The sequence below is a fragment of the Martinezella sp. CNPSo 3964 genome, from assembly GCF_057784375.1.
The window spans coordinates 49,520-71,097 of the sequence record NZ_JBXSOW010000009.1 but is presented as its reverse complement, the minus strand read 5'-3'; the positions used below and the strand labels follow the sequence as shown (position 1 = coordinate 71,097).

19 protein-coding genes are annotated in these 21,578 nt (G+C 60.9%); 11 read left to right on the top strand and 8 right to left on the bottom strand.

Annotated features, from left to right (window positions below):
- Positions 1-5 precede the first annotated feature (5 nt).
- The 3 genes from minD (at position 6) to AC13Q5_RS25270 (ending at position 2,166) form a co-directional block, all read left to right on the top strand.
- Complete coding sequence (minD, locus tag AC13Q5_RS25280; RefSeq protein ID WP_075856155.1) at positions 6-821, top strand: septum site-determining protein MinD; 816 nt, start codon at positions 6-8, stop codon at positions 819-821.
- Complete coding sequence (minE, locus tag AC13Q5_RS25275) at positions 818-1,078, top strand: cell division topological specificity factor MinE (protein ID WP_075856156.1); 261 nt, start codon at positions 818-820, stop codon at positions 1,076-1,078. Before minD ends, minE begins: the two co-directional genes overlap by 4 nt.
- A 308-nt stretch (positions 1,079-1,386) precedes the next feature.
- Complete coding sequence (locus AC13Q5_RS25270; RefSeq protein WP_488503573.1) at positions 1,387-2,166, top strand: polysaccharide deacetylase family protein; 780 nt, start codon at positions 1,387-1,389, stop codon at positions 2,164-2,166.
- Positions 2,167-2,181: 15 nt separating this feature from the next.
- Here AC13Q5_RS25270 and AC13Q5_RS25265 read toward each other — a convergent pair whose 3' ends face one another.
- Positions 2,182-2,790: a TetR/AcrR family transcriptional regulator gene (locus tag AC13Q5_RS25265; protein ID WP_075856157.1), complete on the bottom strand. Its 609-nt coding sequence runs from the start codon at positions 2,788-2,790 to the stop codon at positions 2,182-2,184.
- 111 nt (positions 2,791-2,901) lie between these two features.
- On the opposite strand from AC13Q5_RS25265, the gene AC13Q5_RS25260 reads away from it, so the two are divergent.
- From AC13Q5_RS25260 to AC13Q5_RS25250, 3 genes are all read left to right on the top strand, one after another.
- The gene (locus tag AC13Q5_RS25260) at positions 2,902-3,591 is read left to right on the top strand and encodes a PspA/IM30 family protein (protein ID WP_488503572.1); all 690 of its coding nucleotides are present in this window, start codon (positions 2,902-2,904) and stop codon (positions 3,589-3,591) included.
- Between the two features lie 44 nt (positions 3,592-3,635).
- On the top strand, positions 3,636-3,917 hold the full coding sequence (locus tag AC13Q5_RS25255; protein ID WP_015343372.1) for a YiaA/YiaB family inner membrane protein: 282 nt from the start codon (positions 3,636-3,638) through the stop codon (positions 3,915-3,917).
- 90 nt (positions 3,918-4,007) lie between these two features.
- Positions 4,008-7,403: an acyl-[ACP]--phospholipid O-acyltransferase gene (locus AC13Q5_RS25250; RefSeq protein WP_488503571.1), complete on the top strand. Its 3,396-nt coding sequence runs from the start codon at positions 4,008-4,010 to the stop codon at positions 7,401-7,403.
- Between the two features lie 97 nt (positions 7,404-7,500).
- Here AC13Q5_RS25250 and AC13Q5_RS25245 read toward each other — a convergent pair whose 3' ends face one another.
- The 3 genes from AC13Q5_RS25245 to AC13Q5_RS25235 are packed head-to-tail and all read right to left on the bottom strand — an operon-like array spanning position 7,501 to position 10,745.
- On the bottom strand, positions 7,501-8,514 hold the full coding sequence (locus AC13Q5_RS25245) for a HAMP domain-containing sensor histidine kinase (protein WP_457879892.1): 1,014 nt from the start codon (positions 8,512-8,514) through the stop codon (positions 7,501-7,503).
- Complete coding sequence (locus AC13Q5_RS25240) at positions 8,514-9,218, bottom strand: response regulator (protein WP_488503570.1); 705 nt, start codon at positions 9,216-9,218, stop codon at positions 8,514-8,516. The genes AC13Q5_RS25245 and AC13Q5_RS25240 overlap by 1 nt, the downstream gene beginning before the upstream one ends.
- 45 nt (positions 9,219-9,263) lie before the next feature.
- Positions 9,264-10,745, bottom strand: a complete 1,482-nt coding sequence (locus AC13Q5_RS25235; RefSeq protein ID WP_488503569.1) for a DUF4153 domain-containing protein — start codon at positions 10,743-10,745, stop codon at positions 9,264-9,266.
- A gap of 699 nt (positions 10,746-11,444) precedes the next feature.
- On the opposite strand from AC13Q5_RS25235, the gene AC13Q5_RS25230 reads away from it, so the two are divergent.
- The 3 genes from AC13Q5_RS25230 (at position 11,445) to AC13Q5_RS25220 (ending at position 14,982) form a co-directional block, all read left to right on the top strand.
- On the top strand, positions 11,445-13,247 hold the full coding sequence (locus tag AC13Q5_RS25230) for a diguanylate cyclase (RefSeq protein WP_488503568.1): 1,803 nt from the start codon (positions 11,445-11,447) through the stop codon (positions 13,245-13,247).
- A gap of 101 nt (positions 13,248-13,348) precedes the next feature.
- Entirely contained in the window at positions 13,349-14,422 is a 1,074-nt protein-coding gene (locus AC13Q5_RS25225) for a serine hydrolase domain-containing protein (RefSeq protein ID WP_488503567.1), read from the top strand.
- Positions 14,423-14,424: 2 nt separating this feature from the next.
- Positions 14,425-14,982, top strand: coding sequence for a GNAT family N-acetyltransferase (locus AC13Q5_RS25220; RefSeq protein ID WP_488503566.1), 558 nt, complete (start codon positions 14,425-14,427; stop codon positions 14,980-14,982).
- A gap of 46 nt (positions 14,983-15,028) precedes the next feature.
- Here the strand turns inward: AC13Q5_RS25220 and AC13Q5_RS25215 are convergent, their stop codons facing one another.
- From AC13Q5_RS25215 to AC13Q5_RS25200, 4 genes are all read right to left on the bottom strand, one after another.
- Entirely contained in the window at positions 15,029-16,654 is a 1,626-nt protein-coding gene (locus AC13Q5_RS25215; protein ID WP_488503565.1) for a saccharopine dehydrogenase family protein, read from the bottom strand.
- Positions 16,651-17,070 carry a thiol-disulfide oxidoreductase DCC family protein gene (locus AC13Q5_RS25210; RefSeq protein ID WP_488503564.1) on the bottom strand — a complete coding sequence of 140 codons (420 nt, stop codon included), beginning with the start codon at positions 17,068-17,070 and terminating at the stop codon, positions 16,651-16,653. Before AC13Q5_RS25210 ends, AC13Q5_RS25215 begins: the two co-directional genes overlap by 4 nt.
- 229 nt (positions 17,071-17,299) lie before the next feature.
- Positions 17,300-17,554 (bottom strand): GCG_CRPN prefix-to-repeats domain-containing protein, encoded by a 255-nt coding sequence (locus AC13Q5_RS25205; protein WP_488503563.1) that lies wholly within the window; start codon positions 17,552-17,554, stop codon positions 17,300-17,302.
- Between the two features lie 172 nt (positions 17,555-17,726).
- Positions 17,727-18,638 (bottom strand): phosphatase PAP2 family protein, encoded by a 912-nt coding sequence (locus AC13Q5_RS25200; RefSeq protein ID WP_488503562.1) that lies wholly within the window; start codon positions 18,636-18,638, stop codon positions 17,727-17,729.
- Positions 18,639-18,907: 269 nt separating this feature from the next.
- Here AC13Q5_RS25200 and AC13Q5_RS25195 point away from each other — a divergent pair, with 269 nt between their 5' ends.
- The gene (locus AC13Q5_RS25195) at positions 18,908-19,858 is read left to right on the top strand and encodes a helix-turn-helix domain-containing protein (protein WP_075856168.1); all 951 of its coding nucleotides are present in this window, start codon (positions 18,908-18,910) and stop codon (positions 19,856-19,858) included.
- 156 nt (positions 19,859-20,014) lie between these two features.
- Entirely contained in the window at positions 20,015-21,523 is a 1,509-nt protein-coding gene (gene adh / locus AC13Q5_RS25190; RefSeq protein ID WP_457879881.1) for an aldehyde dehydrogenase, read from the top strand.
- The last annotated feature ends 55 nt before the right edge of the window (positions 21,524-21,578 follow it).

Here is a 21,578-nt window from a genome sequence, read left to right as displayed (position 1 = left end):
GCGAGATGGGCAAGGTAATCGTCGTCACATCGGGCAAGGGCGGAGTTGGGAAGACAACTTCGACGGCCGCATTGGGGGCGGCTCTGGCACAGAGAAACGAAAAGGTCGTCGTGGTCGATTTCGACGTCGGCCTGCGCAATCTCGATCTGGTCATGGGCGCGGAACGCCGCGTGGTTTATGACCTCGTCAACGTCATTCACGGCGATGCCAAGCTGCCGCAGGCGCTGATCCGCGACAAGCGGCTGGAGACGCTCTTCCTCCTGCCGGCTTCGCAGACCCGCGACAAGGACAATCTGACGCCCGAGGGTGTCGAGCGCGTCATCAACGAGCTCAAGAACTATTTCGACTGGGTGATCTGCGACAGCCCGGCGGGCATCGAGCGCGGCGCAACGCTTGCCATGCGTCATGCCGACGTTGCCGTCGTCGTCACCAACCCGGAAGTCTCGTCGGTGCGCGATTCCGATCGCATCATCGGCCTGCTCGACTCCAAGACGCTGAAGGCAGAGCGCGGCGAGCGCATGGAAAAGCATCTTCTGCTGACCCGCTTCGATGCCGGTCGCGCCGAACGCGGCGACATGCTGAAGGTCGACGACGTGCTCGAAATCCTCTCCATTCCGCTGCTCGGTATCATCCCGGAAAGCACGGACGTCCTGCGCGCTTCCAACCTCGGCTCGCCGGTTACGCTTGCCGATGCGCGCTGCGCGCCGTCGCTTGCCTATTTCGAAGCCGCACGCCGTCTTGCCGGCGAGCAAGTGCCGATCACCATCCCAGGCGAGAAGCGGGGTATCTTCGGCAAAATCTTCGCAAGGAGGGCCGCATGAGCATTTTCGGACTGTTCCGCAAGCAGAGATCTGCACCGATGGCGCGCGAGCGCCTGCAGATCCTCCTTGCCCACGAGCGCGCCTCTGTGGGCTCGGATCTCGTATCCGTGCTGAGAGAGGAAATTCTCGCCGTCATCGCCAAGCATGTACAGGTCGACCGTGACAAGGTGCAGGTGAAGATGGATCGCGACAAGGACGTCTCCATGCTGGAGATCGACGTCGAGATCCCGCGTGATGCGGCGTTGCAGGCTGCGTGACGGCCGCCAAGGCGCCGCTCCTATGTGCGAATGATGCCACATGGTTTTTGCCATGTGGTGGAACTTCGACTTTTTCGAAGTTTACCCTTGCAAAGGGTGTGATTCGCTATTATTTGCACGTCATCACCTGTAACGATGGCCTGCCGCGCTGACATTTTTGTGTCGAGTCGGTGTTCGCTGTCCGGGTTAAAAAGCAAGGGCGCTCCCCAGAAATGGGTAGAGCGCCCTTTGCTTTTGTCGCATTCGCGGCGCTTTTCTTGTCCAATCCGATATGCCAGTTTGCAGCGATCATGCGGGAGGCGGTTGGCTTGGACGGATTGAATCAACTGTGGAAGGCGGTCTTCAGATGCTTGCTCGCCGGCATCCTTGCCGCGGCTTGCGCCATCTCCGCCCAGGCGGCGGACAAGACGATCTACCTGACATTCGATGATGGGCCCTTGCCGGGAACGCAAAATGTCCTTTCCGTGCTGAGCCAGGAAAATGTTCCCGCCGCCATGTTCATGGTCGGCCTGCACGTGGAAACCATCCCCGCCGGCCGCGACCTTCTGGCCGAAGCCAAGGCGATGCCGCTGGTGACGGTCGGCAATCACAGCTACAGCCACGCCAATAATCGCTACAGACGATACTATTCCAACACCCAGGCCGTGGTTGCCGACATGTTGCACGCCAACCAGGTGCTCGGCTTGAAGCCGATCGTCAATGCGCGGCTGCCGGGTAGGGACGTCTTCCGGCTTCCGACCGTGTCGCGGGAGGATCTCTCCATCAACGTCGCCCAATGGGAGCGCGAATGGCTTGACTACGAGCTTGTCGCCGAGGCGGGGTTCTATCTCTACGGCTGGGATTTCGAATGGGTGCACAGCGACGACGGCAAGCCGGTTCAGTCGGTGGACCATCTGGTCAACGAGATCGACCATCTATTCCAATACGGTCGCTTCACGCAGCGCGGAAAGATGATCCTGCTGATGCACGATCAGATGTTTCAGGATCAGTTCAACGGCCGCGAAAACCTGCAGTCGCTGATCCGCAAGCTGCGCGATCGCGGCTACGCTTTCGGCGACATCCGGAATTATGCGCCCTCGAGCCCATGATTGCCAGGATTCCGGCTAGCCTTGTCTCGCCGCAGCGCCGGCCGCGACCGTCAGGATGAAATCGTCGAGCTCCTGTTCCAAGCTTTCGATCGGCAGGCCGACAAACCGTCCCTCAAGGCTGATGCTGACGACGCCATGCACGGCACCAAACAGGGTTCTCGCGCGGATGGCGCGCGCCGTCTCCGACATGTTCGGCTGCAATTCGGCCAGTGGCTCGGCAATGACGCCCATCAGGAACATATGCTCCTCCAGATGCCATTCCGGGCTCGGCCGGTTATCCGGCGGTCGATGGTCGAAAAGAGCCTTCCATAGATTGCGGTGGGTGACTGCGAAGCGCAGATAGCCGCGCGCGAGATTGCGCAATCGATCCGTCGGCGTGTGATCCTTGACTTCCGCCAACGTCAGGGAGGCTTCGAGCCCCTTCAATGTCGCCGAGTTGACGTGAATGACAAGATCGTCGAGATCGGCAAAGACCGTATAGAGACCACCGAGGGCGCAGCCGACATCCTGTGTGACATCGCGCGCCCTGAGGTTGGAGAGCCCGTCGGCCGCGATGCGATTGCGCGCCGCCTCGATCAGCCTGAGCTTCAGATCCTCGCGCTTTTCCAGTGTTTTTCTCGCCATTTTCAATTCCAGTTCGATTTTTTGAACGTTGTTCAAAATTTTCCTTGAACGCCGTTCATGATTCTGGCATACATCGTTTTGTGAACATCGTTCATAAACGGGAGACGACAAATGTTCAATTCAATTCTGACGCTTATTCGCGGTCGGGCCTTCGATGCGGAGCAGGCGTTCATCGATCGGAACGCCGTGCCGCTGCTGGCGCAGCAGATCCGCGAGGCGGCCAGCGCCATCCAATCGGCACGGCGGGCAGTGGCGATTGCCATTGCACAGAATGAGCAGGAAAAAAGCCGTCACGCAGCGGTCGCCGGCCGCATTACGGATCTGGAAACACGCGCCGTTGCCGCCCTGCAGAAGGGCAGCGACGAGCTGGCCCGGGAGGCGGCCGAGGCGATCGCCCAGCTCGAAGCCGAGCGCGATGCGTCGGAGAAGGCGCAGGCGCAATTTGGCCAGACGATCGGCAAGCTCAAGGCAACCGTTCGCACATCGGAAGCGCGGCTACAGGAATTGCAGCGCGGCGAACGCCTGGCGCGTGCAACCGAGCAGACTCAGAAGCTCAATGCCGCCTGCGACGACAATTCCGGCTTGGCGACGCTCGACGACGCCGAGGAAACGCTTGCCCGTCTTCAGGCCTATCAGAGCCGCTGCGAGATCGCAGCCTCGGCCATGAAGGAAATGGATGCCGCCAGCCGGCAGGCACATATCATCGAAAAACTCGCCAATGCCGGTTGCGGCGCACCGCTCGGCCCGTCTGCCGACGACGTGCTGGCCCGCCTGCGTGAGCGTATGAATTCAGCCGCCTGAAAACGAACACATCAAACACATTAGATCATCGAGAGGATACGATCATGAACGACAGCTTCCAGAAACATTCCCAGGCTTGGGTCAGCTTCTCCTACATCTCTTTTGCCGCTGCCGCTTTCATGCTGCTCGTCGGCCTCTACATGATGCCGATCGATCTCTGGGGCAAAGGCTATCTCGCCATGGGCATCCTGATGCTGGTGCAGACGGCGGTCAACGTCACCAAGACGATCCGTGACAATAGCGAGGCTGACAAGCTGATCCGCAAGGTAGAGGATGCCCGCACGGAGAAGCTTCTGGTTAAGTTCAATCGTGACGGTCAGGACTAATCTTTATTAACGACGCTGCAGAGTTGTATCCGCGCTCAACCTTTGCGTAACAACTCTGTGGCGTCTTGTTGGCTGAATGAGGGATACGCCATGCAAAAGCACCTGATGAGATCGAGGAAGTTCGCTCCGCTGTTCTGGACGCAATTCCTGACTGCCTTCAATGATAATTTCCTGAAGCAAACTCTGGTTTTCGTCATCCTCGCGCAGATGGCGACAGAGGGCGCGGCGCTGGTGACGCTTGCCGGCGGCATCTTCATCGTGCCGTTCCTGCTTCTGTCGGCGATTGCCGGCGAGCTTGCCGACAAATACGACAAGGCCAAGATGGCGGAGCTTCTGAAGCGCTGCGAGCTTCTCGTGGCGGCGATCTCGGTCGTCGGCATTGCCTTCTCCTCGATCTGGATCCTGATGCTTGCCCTCTTCGGCTTCGGCGTCATTTCCTCGCTCTTCGGGCCGATCAAATACGGCATCCTGCCCGATCACCTGGAAAACCGGGATCTCCCCAAGGCCAATGCCTGGATCGAGGGCGGCACCTTCATCGCCATTCTGACGGGCACAATGGTCGCGGCGGTCGCCTTCCGCGAGGGCGAAAATGTCTGGATCTTCGGCCCGATGATGATGGGGCTCTCTATTCTCTGCTGGTTCTCCGCCCGCATGATCCCTTCGACCGGTTCCAAGGCGCCTGATCTCGTCGTCGACAAGAATGTGGTGCGCTCCAGCTATAGACTGGTCAACGAGCTTCGTGCCGATAGCCGCATCTGGCGCGCCTCGCTGATGAACTGCTGGTTCTGGTTCGTCGGCGCCTTCATCATGTCGATGCTGCCGGTCATGGTCACCGATATTCTCGGCGGCTCGGAAATCGTCGTTCCCGCCTATCTGGCAATCTTCGCCATCTCCGTCGCCATCGGCTCGGCCATTGCCGGATGGATGGCTGCCGGCCGCATCGTGCTTTTGCCGGCGCCGATCGGCATGCTGATAGTCGCGCTCTTCGGCCTTGATCTCGCCTGGAACCTCTGGGGCCTGCAGTCGACCAGCCACGCCGAAACCATTCTTGCCTTCTTTGCCGGGCCGAAGACCATCCGTGTTGCCATCGATCTCGCCGGCATGGCAATCGGCGGTGCCTTCCTGGCTGTCCCGACCTTCTCGGCCATGCAGAGCTGGGCAAACGAGGATCGCCGCGCCCGTGTCATCGGCGCCTCGAATGTGCTCTCCGCTCTCTTCATCGCGGTTGGCCTCGCCCTTGTCGCCGTGCTGCAGGCCGTGGGTCTGTCGATCCCGGTCATCATCCTCAGCATCTCCGTGCTCAACGTGGCGATTGCCTGGCTCATGCTGAAGATGCTGCCGACCAACGCCTTCCGCGATCTCATCTCCATCATCTTCCGCGCCTTCATGCGGCTGGAAGTCGAGGGTCTGGAAAACATCCGCAAGGCCGGCCCGGCGCCGATCATCGCGCTCAATCATGTGAGCCTGCTTGACGGTGCGCTCGCGCTTGCCATCACCGAGGAAGAGCCTGTCTTTGCCATCGACACTGCATTTGCCAAGAAATGGTGGGTGCGGCCGCTTTTGAAGATGTGCAAGTTCCTGCCGCTCGACCCGACCAAGCCCATGGCGACGCGCTCGCTGATCAAGGTCATCCAGGACGGCAGCCCGGTCGGCATCTTCCCCGAGGGTCGCCTGACCGTCACCGGTACGCTGATGAAGGTCTATGACGGTGCCGCCATGGTCGCCGACAAGACCGGCGCGATGATCGTGCCCGTCCGCATCGACGGCCTGGAAAAGAGCTACGCCTCCTACCTGACCTCAAGCCATGTGCGCCGCCGCCTCTTCCCTAAGGTCAAGGTGACGATCCTCGAGCCGGTCAAGCTCGACGTTCCCGCAGAACTCAAGGGCAGGAAGCGTCGTATCGCCGCCGGTGCCGCTCTCTATCAGATCATGTCGGCGCTGATGTTCCGCACCGCCGATACGAACAACACCGTCCTCGGCCGCGTCATCGAAAGCGCCCACGAATATGGCGGCAAGAAGCTCGCTGTCGAGGATCCGATTGCCGGCAAGCTCTCCTATGCCAAGCTCCTGACTGGCGCCGCGGTACTCGGCGCCAAGTTCAAGAAGATGTTCCCCAACGAGAAGACGCTGGGCGTCATGCTGCCGAACGCCAATGGCACGGCCGCAACCGTCCTCGGCGTCATGTCGGCGGGCAAGGTTCCGGCCATGCTGAACTTCACGGCCGGCGCTGCCAACATCCTCTCCGCCTGCCGGACGGCCGAGGTCAAGCATGTGCTTTGCTCGCGCGCCTTCATCACGCAAGCCAAGCTCGGCCCAGTGGTCGAAGAACTCGAAAAACATGTGACATTCGTCTGGCTGGACGAACTGCGCACGCAGGTGACCTTCCTCAACAAGATCGTCGGCCTCACGCGTAAGTATCGGCCGCTGGTGAAGCGCACCGCGGACGATCCGGCTGTGATCCTCTTTACCTCTGGCTCGGAAGGTGCGCCGAAGGGCGTGGTGCTGACGCACCGCAATATCCTGTCGAACGCTGCCCAGGCCGCTTCGCGCATCGACTTCCACCCCGGTGACAAGGTGTTCAACGTCCTGCCGATGTTCCATTCCTTCGGCCTGACGGCGGGCACGATCCTGCCGCTGGTCTCGGGCGTGCCGGTGTTCTTCTATCCGTCGCCGCTGCACTACCGCATCGTGCCGGAGCTGATTTACGTCTCGAACGCGACCATCGTTTTCGGCACGGATACGTTCCTGAATGGTTATGCCCGCACCGCGCATCCTTATGACTTGAGATCGATCCGCTACATCTTCTCGGGCGCCGAGCCGGTGAAGGCATCGACCCGCGAAGTGTATATGGAGAAATTCGGCCTGCGCATCCTGGAAGGCTATGGTGTCACCGAGGCTGCTCCGGTGATCTCGCTGAACACGCCGATGTATAATCGCACGGGAACGGTCGGCAAGATCATGCCGGGCATGGAATGGAAGCTCGAGCCGGTTCCCGGCATCGACGAAGGCGGCCGGCTTGTCGTCCGTGGCGCCAATGTGATGGCCGGCTACCTGCGCGCCGACAATCCCGGTGTCCTCGAACCCCTGCCGGAAGGCTGGCACGATACCGGCGACATCGTCACTATCGACGAGGACGGCTTCGTCAAGATCCGCGGCCGCGCCAAGCGCTTCGCCAAGATCGGCGGCGAGATGATCTCGCTCGCTGCGATGGAAACCCTTGCCGCACAACTTTGGCCGGGCGCGCTGAGCGTCGTCTCGGCCGTGCCTGACGCCAAGAAGGGCGAGCGCTTGGTACTCCTGACCGATGCGCCGAACGCCACACGAAGCGACTTCCTGGCCTTTGCCAAATCCAAGGGTGCCACGGAAATGATGGTTCCCGCTGAAGTGACCGTCGGCAAGGTGCCGGTTCTCGGCTCAGGCAAGGTCGATTTCGTCACGGCGCGTGCCATGGCTTTGGAAGCTCAGGCGCAGTCACAGGCGGCGTAGGCTCCCGATCTTACAACAGTGGAGCGGCCGGTGGTTTCAGCCATCGGCCGCTTTTTGTTATTGCCGCCAGATCATGGCGGAGCGCGCCTATTCCCTTTCAGGCCGCATTTGGAAGGACGATCTGAAAGGCCGTGCCATCCTTGCCGCTATCGAGCAATTCGATGCTACCCCCATGCGAAGCGAGCATCGCTCTGACGATCCCGAGGCCCATGCCCGTGCCGCCATCGTCCCGCCGAGTTGAGAAGAAGGGCTCGAAGATGCGATCCCGATTGCCGTCGGCAATGCCGTGCCCATTGTCGCGCACCCGGATCGTCGTCCGTCGTCCCTCGTCGCTTGCCTTGATCGCAAGGGTCGTGGCGCCGTTCTGAAAGGCATTTTCGGCCAGATTGCTGAAGATGATGCCTGCCGCTTCGCTGGGCAGCGCCAGTATTTCCTCGGCGTTGCTTTCGTCACTGATAGCCAGTTGGCGAAACTGTATCTCCAGCTGGGCGACGATGTCCCGAAGGCTGGTGGATCCTCGCTCGGATGGAAGTTCGGCTTTGGCCAGTTCGCGCAGGCGCGACAGGAGCCGGTCCAGCCGCTCGGTGTCGGCGATGATGTTTTGGAGGAAGCGGTTGCGCTGCTCCAGGCTCATCGGATTGGTGTCGTCATCGTCGCGCAGCAGCTCCGCTGCGCCCTTGATCGAGGTCAACGGCGACTTCAGCTCATGGGAGACGTGGGCGGCGAAGGAGCGGACGTAGTCTGAATGATCGACCAGCTTGCCGGCGAGATCGAGAAAGCTCTGCGAGAGTGTCGCGACCTCGCGCGTGCCGTAGATTTCCAGCGGCCGGATTGCGGAGCGTCCGCCGCGGGCGATCTCGTCCGTGCGCGCGATCAATGCGTTGATCGGCACGGTCAGGGTGCGTGTCAAAACATAGGCGACGATGAGGGTCAGGATCAGAACCGCGGCAAGTGTCGCAATCTCCGCCGGCGCCATGGCGCCGGAGGCGGCGCGCACAACGCGAAACCATATGACGGTCAAGACCGGTAGCATCATCACGGTCAGAAGCACGGCATAGACGATGAGGGCGAGAGGCGGTCGCCATTTCGACTTCACCCGTGGCGCGCGCATCAGGCGCTTCCTTCGATGTTTGCCGTCAGCTTGAAGCCGATGCCGTGCACCGTGGCGATGATGCCCCTGCCGCCGGCGGCCGAAAGCTTGGCGCGGAGATTGCGAATATGGCTGTCGATGGTGCGATCGGCCACCTGCATGTCGACACCATAGGCTGCCTCCATCAGCTGATCGCGGCTGAAGACCATCTCCGGGCGCGTCAGCAGCGTGTCGAGGATCGCGAATTCGAGTGCTGTCAGGGTAAGAGGCACATCGGCAAAACTCGCCGTGCGGCCGCCGCGATTGAGCCGCAGCGATCCCATGGCAACGGAGCTGCTATTCGCATCCGCTTCCAAGCCATGCCCACTGCGCTTCAGGATGGTCCGGACCCGGGCGACCAGCTCGCGCGGGCTGAAGGGCTTGGTGACGTAATCGTCACCACCGATTTCCAGGCCGAGGATCCGGTCGATTTCCTCGTCGCGCGCCGACAGGAAGAGGATCGGAAGGTTCGATGTCTTGCGGATGCGGCGGCAGACTTCCAACCCGTCCATCTCAGGCATGCCGATGTCAAGGACGATGAGGTCGAGACCGCCCTTGTGAAAGGCCATCATGGCCTCGGTGCCGTTGCGCGCGGTCGTCGTCTTCATGCCGGCGCGGTCGAGCGCGAAGCAGATCACGTCGCGAATATTCGGTTCGTCGTCAGCGACAAGGATGCGCGGTGCCATGCGATGCCTGTTTTGGTTATTCCGCTCTTTGTCTTCGTTTCCGCCTCATCTGACAAGGGTTGCATCATTTTTGAGGTAAGCGTCGAGGCGGGCATCGCGATATGTCCAGCTGCGCCAATCGTGCGAGTGTCCGAGATGCTGCCAGAAAAGTGCTTCGCGCACTTTGCGGGCTTGGGTGTCGGCAGGCAGCGATATCAGATAGGTGTCGAGTGCCGGGATGGCCGCAGGCCCGAGTGTCGAGAGATAATCAAGGTCGAGCACGATGCCTTCGCCCGATATCTCGCGGCTGTGGGCAACGTTGAAGCGGGCGATGAAGGCGGGAATGTCGATCAGCGCGGCGGCATACAGCGTGACGACGAGCGTTGCGGAACTGAGTGCGACCAGCCATTCGTTGGACCGACGCAGCAGGATGCGCAGGAGGATGAGAAAGAGGCCGATCGCGACGAGGCCCATCCATATGCCGGCCGCAACGCGCAGCTCCGTTAGCGAATAGACTTCGACATAAAGGTCGAGACGCAGAATGGAGGAAAGGCAGAGCAGGATGTTCTGTATGATCCAAAGGTGCACCAGGCCGCGAAGCAGCGGGCTTCTGTCGCCTGGGCCGCCGCGGCGCATGGCGGCAAGCACGAAGATGGCGGCGAGGATTGCGGTGAGCATCAGTGGATAGGCACCGCGATGGGCATATTCGGCATGGGTCATGCCATCGGGCAGGCTCGCGCCGCCCCAGAGATAGGTGAGATCGAGCAGCGTCTGCACGGCAAACAGTGCGTTGAAGACGAGCAGCGAGCGCAGCAGCACACCATGGCCGAACAGCACATCTTCGGCTCCGGCGACGATATCGGGGACATCGCGCCGACGACGGCGACGGCGCATCAGGCGTGGACGAAGCAGCAGGGACAGGACGGCTGCGACCACAAGCCAGAAGCCGATGCGCCATGCATCCAGCAATTGCAGCAGGAAGGTAAGGTCGATGCTGCGCAGCGTCTTGTCGATCAGCGGATTGGCGGCTGCGAAGAGGGCGAGAAAGCCGGCGGCAAAAATCAGCGGTATGATCCAGTTGCGAAGATGATGCCGGATGCCGCGCGGTGACGGTTTTTGCAGGCGCTGCAGCCAGCGATAGCTGGTGCGGCGGAAAGGCCGTGCCGGCACGTCCAAAAGGAAGCGCAGCAGCATGAGCGGCAGGCGGGTCCATTGCCGTGGGATCAATCCGCCGGCGCCGAGCGAGATCAAGCAAAGGCTGAGAAGGCTGATTGTGATGCCCATCCAGGAGGTGGCTTCGGCAAGCGGCATGGACCCGACGAAGCTGAGGGCGACAAGTATCGCGACCTTTCGAGTGGATTGCCTTCTTCTGGAGGAGATCAGCAGACCGACGGCAACGGCATTGGTGAAGATAAAAAGATTGAGGCCAGGCTCCCTGTCGAAAAGTAGAAGGTCAGCCAGGGTGAGAAGGGCAATGAATGTGAGGAATTTGCGATTGGAGCTGTTTGTGGAGTTTGTGGGAAGGGCTGCTGCATCGGATAGGCTCATCGGTATCGGCTCCGTGCGAGATGTTCGGCGAAGGCGAAGGATATGATTTTGGCCCCTTGAGCGGGCGGATCGGCTTGAGGGTGACGGTCGTCCTCCAGCCACCAGCCTTCCTTGAGAAGACTGCGTGGCAGGCGGGCGGGCGGAGCTGTGATTGTCTCGGTCGTATTGTTCATGGCGCGACGATGTCGCCAGCCTTTGCAGAATCTGTGCAGAATCCGAGGAGCTATTCAGGAAAATGGGTTAAGTTGGAAAGTTCAAATCATCACCCTTGTATGAGATCCGAACAACAATTGCCGTGCGCAAGGCTAATCTTGGCAGGATAAATTTTAGCGTTGTATGAAACTTGTCTCAAAATGGGGCAGTCACTTGTGGAACTTAATCTTGTGTTTGCCAGCTTCCAGTCGGCCTATGGATTGCCGGTCTGAAAATCGATTTGTTGACGCGGCTGTCGTACTCACCCCTGACGACAGCCGGGAATCTCGGAAGCGGCATTCGGCTGCAACCGGGGTTCCCGTCAGAGGATCGCGACGCCTATAGCTCTCCGCGTTGCGCGATGCAGGCGAGGGTTCGTGCCTATGCACCTGGAATAAGCTTTCCACGCTGCATATTCTCGCTTGATCCCGTGGCTGGATGTCATAACTGAGGGCTCGGCAAGGCATGTAATTTAGGGGTGCCTGAAATGGGCGCAGAGGACGGCAGATGAGAATTACCACAATTACGAATTGGGCCTACGGCATCACCGTGGTTCTGACCGTGCTGTCCGCTGTGGCGTTCATTCTTTCGGCCCGAAGTGCCGTACAGGAACGGCAGGCGGTCGAGCAGCATCTGTTGCTGAACAGCATGGGCGAGGAGCTTGCGCTCGGCGCCGAGGAGACGACCGACGAGGCTCGCCTCTATGTCATGCGCGGCGAGGAGAGGCATCTGGATGCCTTTACCGTCGATGAGGGCGAAGAACGCCGCCGCGACACCGCCATCAACAACCTGCGCGGCCTCGGCATTCCCGATGCCGAGCTGCAGGTCATCGAGGAGGTGGCGGTCAATGCGCAGGCGCTCGACAAGGTAGAGGAAGCAGCAGTCGCAGCTTATACTGGCGGCAATCAGAGTGGTGCGCGCGATACGCTCTTTGGCCCCGAACACGAGCGCGCCCAGACGGCGCTGCTCAACAGTGTCAATCAGTTTCGCACTCTGGCGACGGCGCGCACCGAAGCGGCTTTCCGCTCTGCGCAGGCACGCAGCGATCTCTGGGCCAATATTGCCAAGGTGATGCTGGCATTGACCGCAGTAATATTCCTCGGGGTACTCTATTTCATATTGCGGCGCCGGGTTGCCTTGCCGCTGGTGCGCATGACCGGGATCGTCAACCGCCTGGCGAAGCAGGACTATGCCGTCGAAGTGCCGACTGACCGTCGCCGCGACGAGATCGGCGAGATGAACGATGCCATACAGATCTTCCGCGAGAACGGGCTCGAGCGGAACCGCCTTGACGCCGAGCGCAAGCGCGATCTGGAGACGAAGGATCTTATCCTGCAGATGATGCATCGCCTGCAGGCTTGCTACGCCCAGAACGAGCTCGCCGAAGTCGTTGCGCTCTTCGTGCCGCAGATCTTTCCCGGTGTTGCAGGATGCCTCTACACGATGAACGAAAGCAGGACGACGCTGAGCGAAGTCAGCCGGTGGCTGGAGCCCGAACATACCGAGCCTTCCTTTGCCGCTTCCGCATGCTGGGGCCTGCGCCGCGGCCGCCCGCATGTCAGCCACGTAGCCGACACGGACATTCCCTGCCAGCATCTGGACGAATCAGGAGTCCCCGGCCTCTGCGTTCCTTTGACGGCTCTCGGCGAGGCGATCGGCCTGCTTTACTTCGAGGACCGCACGAAGGATGCAACTGCGGCCGACGCGCCAAGGCTCTATCTGGAGCTGATTGCCGAAAATATCGGCCTTGCCATCGCAAACCTGCAGCTGCGCGACAGGCTAATCAATCTCGCTGTGCGCGATGCGCTGACCGGCCTGCTCAACAGGCGCTCCCTGGACGAGGCGCTCAATAATCTTCATCGGGATCAATCCGCCCGCACGGTCATCTGCATGATGATCGACATCGATCACTTCAAGCGCTTCAACGACGAGTTCGGCCATGACGCCGGCGATGAAGTGCTGCGACATGTCGGGCAGATCGTTGCCGATACGGTCGGGAAAGCCGGTACGGTCTACCGCTTCGGCGGGGAGGAGTTGACTGTTATCGCCACCGATCTCGCCGACGAGGAGGGCTTTGCGCTCGCCGAGAAGCTGCGCACGCGGGTATTCGCCACACCCTTCTCCTATCGCGCGCGGATTGTCGGTCCGCTTTCCGTCTCCGTCGGCATCGCCTCGTCCCCAGCTTCCGGGCCGACCACGACACTGATCAACCGTGCGGATGGTGCATTGCTGAAAGCAAAGTTGAACGGCCGCAACAGGACCGAAGCGGCGTTTGCGCTCGCGCCGGAAAACGACGTGAAGATGGGATAGGCCAGAAATATAGGTGCCCGCTCGCTTGAGAGCCGCCTTGCTGAATACATGCTTGGATTGTAGCCTGAGCTGAAGGTCGCATAGCGGAGGAGAGCGATTTCATGGCCGTGACGCAGAGCAATTCACCCTTGTCACCGGATAGCGAAACCTTGCAGGCGATGGGCTTTGATCCCGGGCTGCGCCGCAAGTTTGAAGCCGGCATCGAATCAGGCCTGCTGCGCGGTCTGCATGTCGTGCTTGCCGCCCGCTCAGGGAGCGTATGCCTGGAATACTATGCCGTTGGCCCCGACGAAAATTGGGGAGCGCCGCTCGGAGACGTCGCCTTCGATGCGCACACGCTGCACGATCTTCGCTCGGTCACCAAGAGCATTGCCGGTCTTCTTTATGGCATCGCGCTCGACAGGGGATTGGTGCCGCCGCCGGACGCACCCCTCTATGAGCAGTTTCCGGAATACGACGATCTCGCCCGAGATCCCGCGCGCGCCAAGATCACGGTCGGTCACGCCCTGACGATGACGCTGGGGATGGAGTGGGACGAGGATCGTCCCTATACCGATCCGCTGAATAGCGAAATTGCGATGGAGAACGCGGCGGACCGATATCGCTTCGTTCTGGAGCGTCCGGTGATCGTCGAGCCGGGAACGCGCTGGATTTACTCCGGCGGCAGCGTCGCGCTTGTGGGGGCGATCATCGAGCGCGGCACGGGCAAGCGCTTGCCCGATTTCGCACGAGAGGTTCTCTTCGAGCCGCTCAATATTGCAAAGTTCTACTGGTCGGCCGGTCATGACGGCGTGGCGTCGCCGGCATCCGGGTTACGTCTTACCGCTCCCGATTTGCTGAAGATCGGCATGCTTTTCCTGCAGAAGGGCGTGTGGAACGGCCAGAGGATCGTCTCGGAGGAGTGGACCACGCAATCCCTCGCGCCCGCGATTTCGACCGGGGACGGTTTGAGTTATGGCAGATTGTGGTTCTCAGGTGATGCGCCGGTGCCGGCGTTCGACGGTCCGCGCCAGTGGTATGCGGGTTTTGGCAATGGTGGGCAAAGGCTCTGGCTCATGCCTGATGCCGGCATTGCCGCCGTCATCTATTCCGGCAAGTATAATTCATGGGACGCTTGGATCACGCCCACCCGCGTCTGGCGCGAGATCATCCTCGCCAATTTCCTGAGAGCGTGAAAATGGCGCCGTCAAAAGCCGAGTTTCCCACACTTCTGACGGAGCGGCTGCGGCTTCGCGAAGCGAGCATGGAGGATCGCGACGACTTCCATGCGTTGATTTCCAGACCGGAGGTCACGCGGTTCTCGAACTGGGTCGATGCGCCGAAAATGCCGCAGATCGAGCGCTCGTTGCGATGGATGATCAAAATCTTCCCAAAGGGCGTTGGCTGTTCATGGATCATCGAGGATCGCGTTTCCGGCCGTTTGCTCGGCGCCATCCGTTTCAACAGTATCTATCGGCCCGCCAGGTGCGCCGAGCTTGGATATGAGCTGCATCCCACCGCCTGGGGCAAGGGGCTGATGAGCGAGGCGGCGAGAGCTGTCGTCCGGTGCGGCTTCGACGTCTTTTCGCTCAATCGCATCGAGGCATGGACGCTGCCGGGAAACACCGCATCCGATCGGGTTCTTGAAAAGGCGGGATTCCAATATGAGGGCACGCTGCGGCAGAAGGCGCGGTTCAAAGAGGCCTTCCATGATTTTCGTATGTTCGGCTGCCTGGCAGGCGATCGGCAGAAGTAACCCTTGGTCGGTACCTTTACCGGTCTAGCCAGTCAGCGTTGCGAGGTCAGTCGATTGGCTCGAGCCAGCCTCGATAGTGAACGACAAGACCGATGAACGGCAAAGCAATCGGCACGTCGAGCTGGAAACGACCATCCTCCGCCCATTCATGGGCGACGCTTTGCGGAGCCAGAAAGAGCGGCAGCGGGAGGCGCAGAAACGACCAGCGCCGTATCTCCATGCAGAATCCGTTATCGCGCATGGGGAGATCGAAGGAAAAGCGGAAGGGGCCGAAGCGTTCGACCAGATGCCCGTTCTCGTCGCTCAAATGGCTGCGAAAGCGCTGATCGGAAAAGTCTCTGGTCCATTGCTCAATACCATCGCGTTCCTCGAAGGAGACGTGCAGCGCGTACTTGCCGGCAGCGGGAAAGCCGAACACCCTGGCAACCAGCCGGGCAACAGGGGAATGTCCTCGGGTGACAATGGCCTCGCCTTTGGCGCCGCCATCGCCGAAGACTTCGTGCATGGCGCGCACCGACTTAGCCAGATGCGCGAATGCAGGCCCCATGATGCGCAGGTAAAGCGGTTTGTAGGACGTTTCCGTCGTCTCCTCGCTGATTGCCAGATCACGGAACAATGTCCGGAAATCCTCGAGCGATAGAAGCCCACCGGCATGACGGGCGCCGGGTAAAAGGCGACCATCGCGCAAGGCACGCGCCAGCAATTGCGCCGGAAGGGTCGGGATTTCCACGCCATCACCATTTTCGGCTATCAGCGTCCAGCGGCGGGCTCGCATGATGCCTTGCGCGATCCCTTTCGCTTCGATCGTGACGGCCGAGCGCGCCGTGCCGAACCGCGCCGTCAGGCCCTGCAAGGGCAGCAGAGAGCGGCTAATGCTTCCGAGTGACGCCAGCCAACCCCAGGCGACCAGCCAGGACAGCAGCCAGAGAGCGAGTGTCTGAAAGGTAAATTCAGGCCCGGCCCGAAAGACGACGCTTGGGCGTCCGGCGATACCCTCAACCAGCAGGTCGTGATCCGGCACGTCGGCGAGCGCCACCAGCCGGCGCAGAGGGCGATGGCCGGCGACCACATAGTTTTCGCGCTTCAACATGTGCCAGCCGGTCGCATTCTGCCAGCGCCGGCCGCGCCAGAGCCGCACCGGCTTGCCGACGTAGCTCAGGATCGCCGATGCGACCGAGGCGCCTGCGGTCGCACGATTGGAGGCGCTGATCGACATTTCTATCGAGCGGACTGCCTGCATATCCTTGCTCAACTCTGCAACGACGGCAGTCGATAGTGCCGGCACGCTCGACGCGCCCGAGATGACGGTGACGCCAGCGGCCTTGGCCTGTTCGTCAAGTGAGCCGATCGAACCGACGAAATCGCGCGCATCGGCAAGATCGATGTAGTGAATGCCGGTCTTGATACAGGCGCGAACCACCCGGTCGTCGCTGTGCTGGAAGGGGCCGGCCGCGTCGATCAACAGGAAGGGTTTGTGTTTGTCGAGGATTGCAGCGATATCGCCATTTCGATCGGCTTGCAGCCCAATCGCATTTGGCAGTCGAGAAGCAAGTGACTGTGCGGCTTCAAGATTGCGTCCGGTGACCAGAACCTCGAGACCATCGCCGGCAAGGCGCCGCGATAGCCGCGCGCCGAACCCGCCATAGCCACCGAGGACGAGGATTTTTCTCAAAGGATGCGGCTCGCCTGTTCAGGCGTCGGCAGCCAACATGTTTCCCGCTTGCCGAAGATGCGATAGCGATTGCGGGCAAGCCAGTGATAGATCGGGTTGCGCAGCATGCGGGGCACGATGCGCAGCACGGAAATCGCCTTCCAGGGCCAGCCGAGGCCGGCATAGATGGCAAGCACCGCGTCGCTGTCGCGTAGCACGTTTGCGCCGTCAACGATGATGAGGCTGTCCGGGTCGGCGGGGTCCATGCCGCAGCGGCGATAGAGGGCGATGCCGGTTTCATTCTGCATGGAGGCAAGACGGAAACGGCCAAGATGGTCATGGCGCAGCACGAACTGGGCGTTAGCGGTACACAGGACGCACATGGCGTCGAAGACGATGATAGGCCCCTGATGGTCGCTGATAGTGCTTTTGGTCATGCTGGCGGCGTTGTTTTCCGTGAACCGGTCTGGTCAAAGTTTTGACCGGCTGCATTGCCGCCGTCAATTGCACGTTTCCGTGGGCTGCCATGTCAAACTGACAAAGGATAATGAACTTTGCATCGTCCGCCCAGGCCGCGGAAGGATCGAGAGAAGCAATCCGATGGTCCGTCGGCTGGCACGCGGCCCGATCTTGAAGATCGGGCCGCACACATCGCTGAAGAGCGGCTTAGCGATAACGCCAGCCACCATGCCACCACTCGCGATGCACCCAATAGCGATGTCCATCCCAGTAGCCGCGACCGGGATAGAAAATGCCATAGGCCGGAACCGCCGGCACGACGACCACAGGCCGTCCATCTGGGCGGCAATAGCCATATGGTCCGCGATGCCAGCCGATGCCGCATCCGTCGCGAGCCTCGGCCGGCGAGATGACTGCAAAGCAGGCGGTCGCGGCAAAAGCCAGCAAAATGATCTTTTTCATGATGTCCTCATTCGTCCTTGAAGAGCTTCAAGCTGTTATCCCTTCAGCGCTTAAACGACAGCGATCTGCAAATCCGTCGCTGCATGTCGATCATTTTACATTCGGGGGAAGAGGCCGGCATTTGTGATATACAGGCCGGTGCGCCGTGCGGGAAATTGCAGCTGGCGCGAGGTCAGGATCGGATATCGAGAGCCCGCGATGAAAGCCGAGCCTGTTGCGGACATGACTTTGCCGTGGGCACCGCTTTCTTGCCGATGATCGGAATGCGTCGGATCAAAGCGCGCAGAACGGCCAGGATTGCCTTGTATTGCTCCCCGGGGCACAGGCGGCCATTAGAATCATAGGCAAAGAGCAGGCGGCGGCGGGCGAATGCGTGTGCCAGCCACAAGGCAAAAGCGACGCCGACGCCCCAGCCCATCAGCGTGTCGCTCGCCCAATGCGCGCCAACCCATTGCCGCGACAGGCAGATCAAGACGCCGACTGGCATGAAAACGGGGCGAAGCCGGGGGAAAACAAGCGCAAGAGACATCGCCATGGCGCCGGCCGTTGCCGAATGTCCGGAAGGAAAGGAGGCGAAGTCGGCATGGAAAGCAAAAGGCTTGAAGGAGAAGGCACCGTTCGTATCCAGGAGTTCCGGCCTGGCGCGACCGATGATGTTCTTGGCGAGCGAATCGACAATGCCGCCGCCGGCGACCGCCAGGAAAACGAAGGCAGCTGCCGTGGCGATGAGATCTGCCCCTGTTCGCACGGATTTTCGCAGTTTGTGCGCGGGCGCAAGGATGGCGAATATCAGCAGCGCGCCGCTGAATGAGAGCACCAATAGCCCCGTGCCAAGGCTGCTGAACCACTTCGCCGTCCCGCGCAACTGCGTGGGAAACGATTTCATCCACACGCCTAAGGGATAGTCGGCCGTCCACATGACGAGCAATGACAAGGCCAGGAAGATGGCAATGATAACGATCGGGCGCTCGAGAAATGCGCGATTCGCAGGAGGTTTAATGGTCGGCGTGCGAAAGAAGCAGTGAAGGCCGCCAGCCATGCGTCTGCGACCGGTGTCGGCGCAACGCCCCAGCATTTCCTTCATAGCCTCTCGGCCTTGCTGCCATGCCTGCATAGAGCCGACTTTCCATTGCCGTCGAGACAGCTGCCTGTGGAGCTCGGCTCACCAATCGCCTTCTGCTCCGTTTCCCTTGGAAAAAGCTGCTACAGCAACACGCTGACAGCCGCCTGAAAGGTCGGGATTGGCGGTCAGATCTCGCTCAATCCCGCGATCTCGGGCGAAAGCTGCCGGGAGGATTGCGTCAATGGCCATTTTTAGCGACAATTAGAGTAGCGTTCGGTGGGAGGAGCCAAATGCACGACTATTCCGCGCATGCGGATCAGGTTTACGCGTCCGCGCAATCGACCGCAGCGAGTTCTTCGGTCGTTGCCTCCTGGCGTCGATGCATGGTCATGCATCGCCTGGCGCCGGAAGAGAAACGTCTGCCGACGCGCCTGACCAGCCAGGAATTTCAAACGGCGCTGGAGCGATCGGAACGGCTGGTTGCCGAAGCTGCCAATGAACTGGATCGCCTTTTCCTTGCGGTCGGCAAGGCTGGCTGCTGCCTGCTTCTGACCGATCGCGATGGCATCGCGCTGGAACGCCGCGGCGCTGCCGGCGACGACAAGGAGTTCCACGATCTCGGTCTATGGACTGGCTCGGTCTGGACCGAGGCCAGTATCGGCACCAACGGCATCGGCACTGCATTGGCCGACGAGCGGGCCGTGGCGATCTTTCGCGACCAGCACTTCTTCTGCTCCAACATCGATCTCAGCTGCACCACGGCGCCGATCCGCGATCATCGTGGCCAGCTCGCCGGTGCGCTCGACATTTCGAGCTGCCGCGACGACGTGAACGATGCGACCCTGGCAATCCTGTCGCAGACGGTGCGCGACGCGGCGGTCCGCATCGAGCTCAATCTTTTCCGAAGTGCCTTTGCCGGCGCCCGCTTCGTCATGGTGCCGACGGACACGGCGTCGACTTCGGCCCTGCTTGCTGTTGACCGAAACGACCTCGTGCTCGGCGCGACCAGGGCTGCTCGCCTTGCGTTGAAGCTCGATGATCACCGTATTGCCTCGGGCATTCCTGCCTCCGACGTTCTTCGCGAGCAGGCGGCGATGGGTGAAGATCTGGCGGAGGCCGAACGTGCCGCCCTGCTCAGGGCACTTTCGCGCGCCAGCGGCAATGTCTCCCAGGCAGCGGCCGCACTCGGCATGAGCCGCTCGACGCTGCACAGGAAGATGAAGCGGCTCAATCTGCACTGAAGTGCCGGCGAGGGTACTTTGCGCTGGCCGGCTGTCGCAGAGTTGCGACACTGTGCGCCGCAGCATGTGAGGCTGCCTCTATCGCCTGCCGCCTTATGTCCTCAGACTTCTCCCATTCGGTTCGCTTATCGAACCTGCCGACCAAGGGAGGATGGCATGCTGCATCAGAAGATCGTCGAATCTCCGTTCAAGCTGAAATATGGCAACTATATCGGTGGCGAGTGGCGCGCGCCGATCGGCGGCAAATATTTCGACAATCTCACGCCGATCACCGGCGGCAAGATCTGCGAGATACCACGCTCCGACGAAAAGGATATCAACGCCGCACTCGATGCCGCCCATGCGGCAAAGGACAAATGGGGCCGGACGTCCACCACTGAGCGCTCCAATATCCTGATGAAGATCGCCCAGCGCATGGAAGACAAGCTGGAAGTGCTGGCGCAGGCGGAAAGCTGGGACAATGGCAAGCCGATCCGCGAAACCATGGCGGCCGACATTCCGCTCGCCATCGACCATTTCCGCTACTTTGCGTCCTGCATTCGCGCCCAGGAAGGCTCGATCGGCGAGATCGACCACGATACCGTCGCCTATCATTTCCACGAGCCTCTCGGCGTCGTCGGCCAGATCATTCCCTGGAACTTCCCGATCCTGATGGCTGCGTGGAAGCTTGCGCCGGCACTTGCCGCCGGCAACTGCGTTGTCATCAAGCCGGCCGAGCAAACGCCGGCCTCGCTTTTGGTCTGGGCCGAGCTGATCGGCGATCTCCTGCCGCCCGGCGTACTCAACATCGTCAATGGTTTCGGCCTGGAGGCCGGCAAGCCGCTCGCGACCAGCCCGCGCATCGCCAAGATCGCCTTCACCGGCGAGACGACGACGGGCCGGCTCATCATGCAATATGCCAGCCAGAACCTCATCCCCGTCACACTTGAACTCGGCGGCAAGTCGCCGAACATCTTCTTTGCCGATGTGGCAGCCGAAGACGACGATTTCTTCGACAAGGCGCTCGAAGGCTTCGCAATGTTCGCGCTTAACCAGGGCGAGGTCTGCACATGCCCCAGTCGCGCGCTGATCCAGGAGTCGGTCTACGACCGCTTCATGGAGCGGGCCGTCAAGCGCGTCGAAGCCATCAAGCAGGGCAATCCGCTTGACGCCGCTACCATGATCGGTGCGCAGGCATCGAGCGAACAGATGGAGAAGATCCTCTCCTATCTCGATATCGGCAAGCAGGAAGGCGCCGAAGTGCTGACGGGCGGCGCGCGCGCCGATCTCGGTGGCGAGCTGTCGAGCGGCTATTACATCAAGCCGACCATCTTCAAGGGCCACAACAAGATGCGTGTGTTCCAGGAAGAAATCTTCGGGCCGGTCGTTTCCGTGACGACCTTCAAGGACGAGAAGGAAGCGCTCGAAATCGCCAATGACACGCTCTACGGCCTCGGCGCCGGCGTGTGGACTCGCGACGGTAACCGCGCCTATCGCTTCGGTCGCGAAATCCAGGCCGGTCGTGTCTGGACGAATTGCTATCACGCCTATCCGGCTCATGCGGCCTTCGGCGGCTATAAGCAATCGGGTATCGGGCGCGAGACGCACAAGATGATGCTCGATCACTACCAGCAGACCAAGAACATGCTGGTCAGCTACAGCCCGAAGGCGCTCGGCTTCTTCTGATTTCTCCCAACGACGCCAGTGAGGCTCCCGGCTGCGGCCGGGAGCCTTCAAGCAT

What these genes read in the sequence shown, in the direction of transcription:
- AC13Q5_RS25235 (WP_488503569.1), bottom strand. Translation starts at nt 10,745, where the DNA reads ATGAGCCTATCCGATGCAGCAGCCCTTCCCACAAACTCCACAAACAGC.
- AC13Q5_RS25210 (WP_488503564.1), bottom strand. Translation starts at nt 17,070, where the DNA reads ATGACCAAAAGCACTATCAGCGACCATCAGGGGCCTATCATCGTCTTC.
- AC13Q5_RS25220 (WP_488503566.1), top strand. Translation starts at nt 14,425, where the DNA reads ATGGCGCCGTCAAAAGCCGAGTTTCCCACACTTCTGACGGAGCGGCTG.
- minE (WP_075856156.1), top strand. Translation starts at nt 818, where the DNA reads ATGAGCATTTTCGGACTGTTCCGCAAGCAGAGATCTGCACCGATGGCG.
- AC13Q5_RS25260 (WP_488503572.1), top strand. Translation starts at nt 2,902, where the DNA reads ATGTTCAATTCAATTCTGACGCTTATTCGCGGTCGGGCCTTCGATGCG.
- AC13Q5_RS25200 (WP_488503562.1), bottom strand. Translation starts at nt 18,638, where the DNA reads ATGAAGGAAATGCTGGGGCGTTGCGCCGACACCGGTCGCAGACGCATG.
- AC13Q5_RS25245 (WP_457879892.1), bottom strand. Translation starts at nt 8,514, where the DNA reads ATGCGCGCGCCACGGGTGAAGTCGAAATGGCGACCGCCTCTCGCCCTC.
- AC13Q5_RS25195 (WP_075856168.1), top strand. Translation starts at nt 18,908, where the DNA reads ATGCACGACTATTCCGCGCATGCGGATCAGGTTTACGCGTCCGCGCAA.
- AC13Q5_RS25205 (WP_488503563.1), bottom strand. Translation starts at nt 17,554, where the DNA reads ATGAAAAAGATCATTTTGCTGGCTTTTGCCGCGACCGCCTGCTTTGCA.
- AC13Q5_RS25240 (WP_488503570.1), bottom strand. Translation starts at nt 9,218, where the DNA reads ATGGCACCGCGCATCCTTGTCGCTGACGACGAACCGAATATTCGCGAC.
- AC13Q5_RS25230 (WP_488503568.1), top strand. Translation starts at nt 11,445, where the DNA reads ATGAGAATTACCACAATTACGAATTGGGCCTACGGCATCACCGTGGTT.
- minD (WP_075856155.1), top strand. Translation starts at nt 6, where the DNA reads ATGGGCAAGGTAATCGTCGTCACATCGGGCAAGGGCGGAGTTGGGAAG.
- adh (WP_457879881.1), top strand. Translation starts at nt 20,015, where the DNA reads ATGCTGCATCAGAAGATCGTCGAATCTCCGTTCAAGCTGAAATATGGC.
- AC13Q5_RS25250 (WP_488503571.1), top strand. Translation starts at nt 4,008, where the DNA reads ATGCAAAAGCACCTGATGAGATCGAGGAAGTTCGCTCCGCTGTTCTGG.
- AC13Q5_RS25225 (WP_488503567.1), top strand. Translation starts at nt 13,349, where the DNA reads ATGGCCGTGACGCAGAGCAATTCACCCTTGTCACCGGATAGCGAAACC.
- AC13Q5_RS25265 (WP_075856157.1), bottom strand. Translation starts at nt 2,790, where the DNA reads ATGGCGAGAAAAACACTGGAAAAGCGCGAGGATCTGAAGCTCAGGCTG.
- AC13Q5_RS25255 (WP_015343372.1), top strand. Translation starts at nt 3,636, where the DNA reads ATGAACGACAGCTTCCAGAAACATTCCCAGGCTTGGGTCAGCTTCTCC.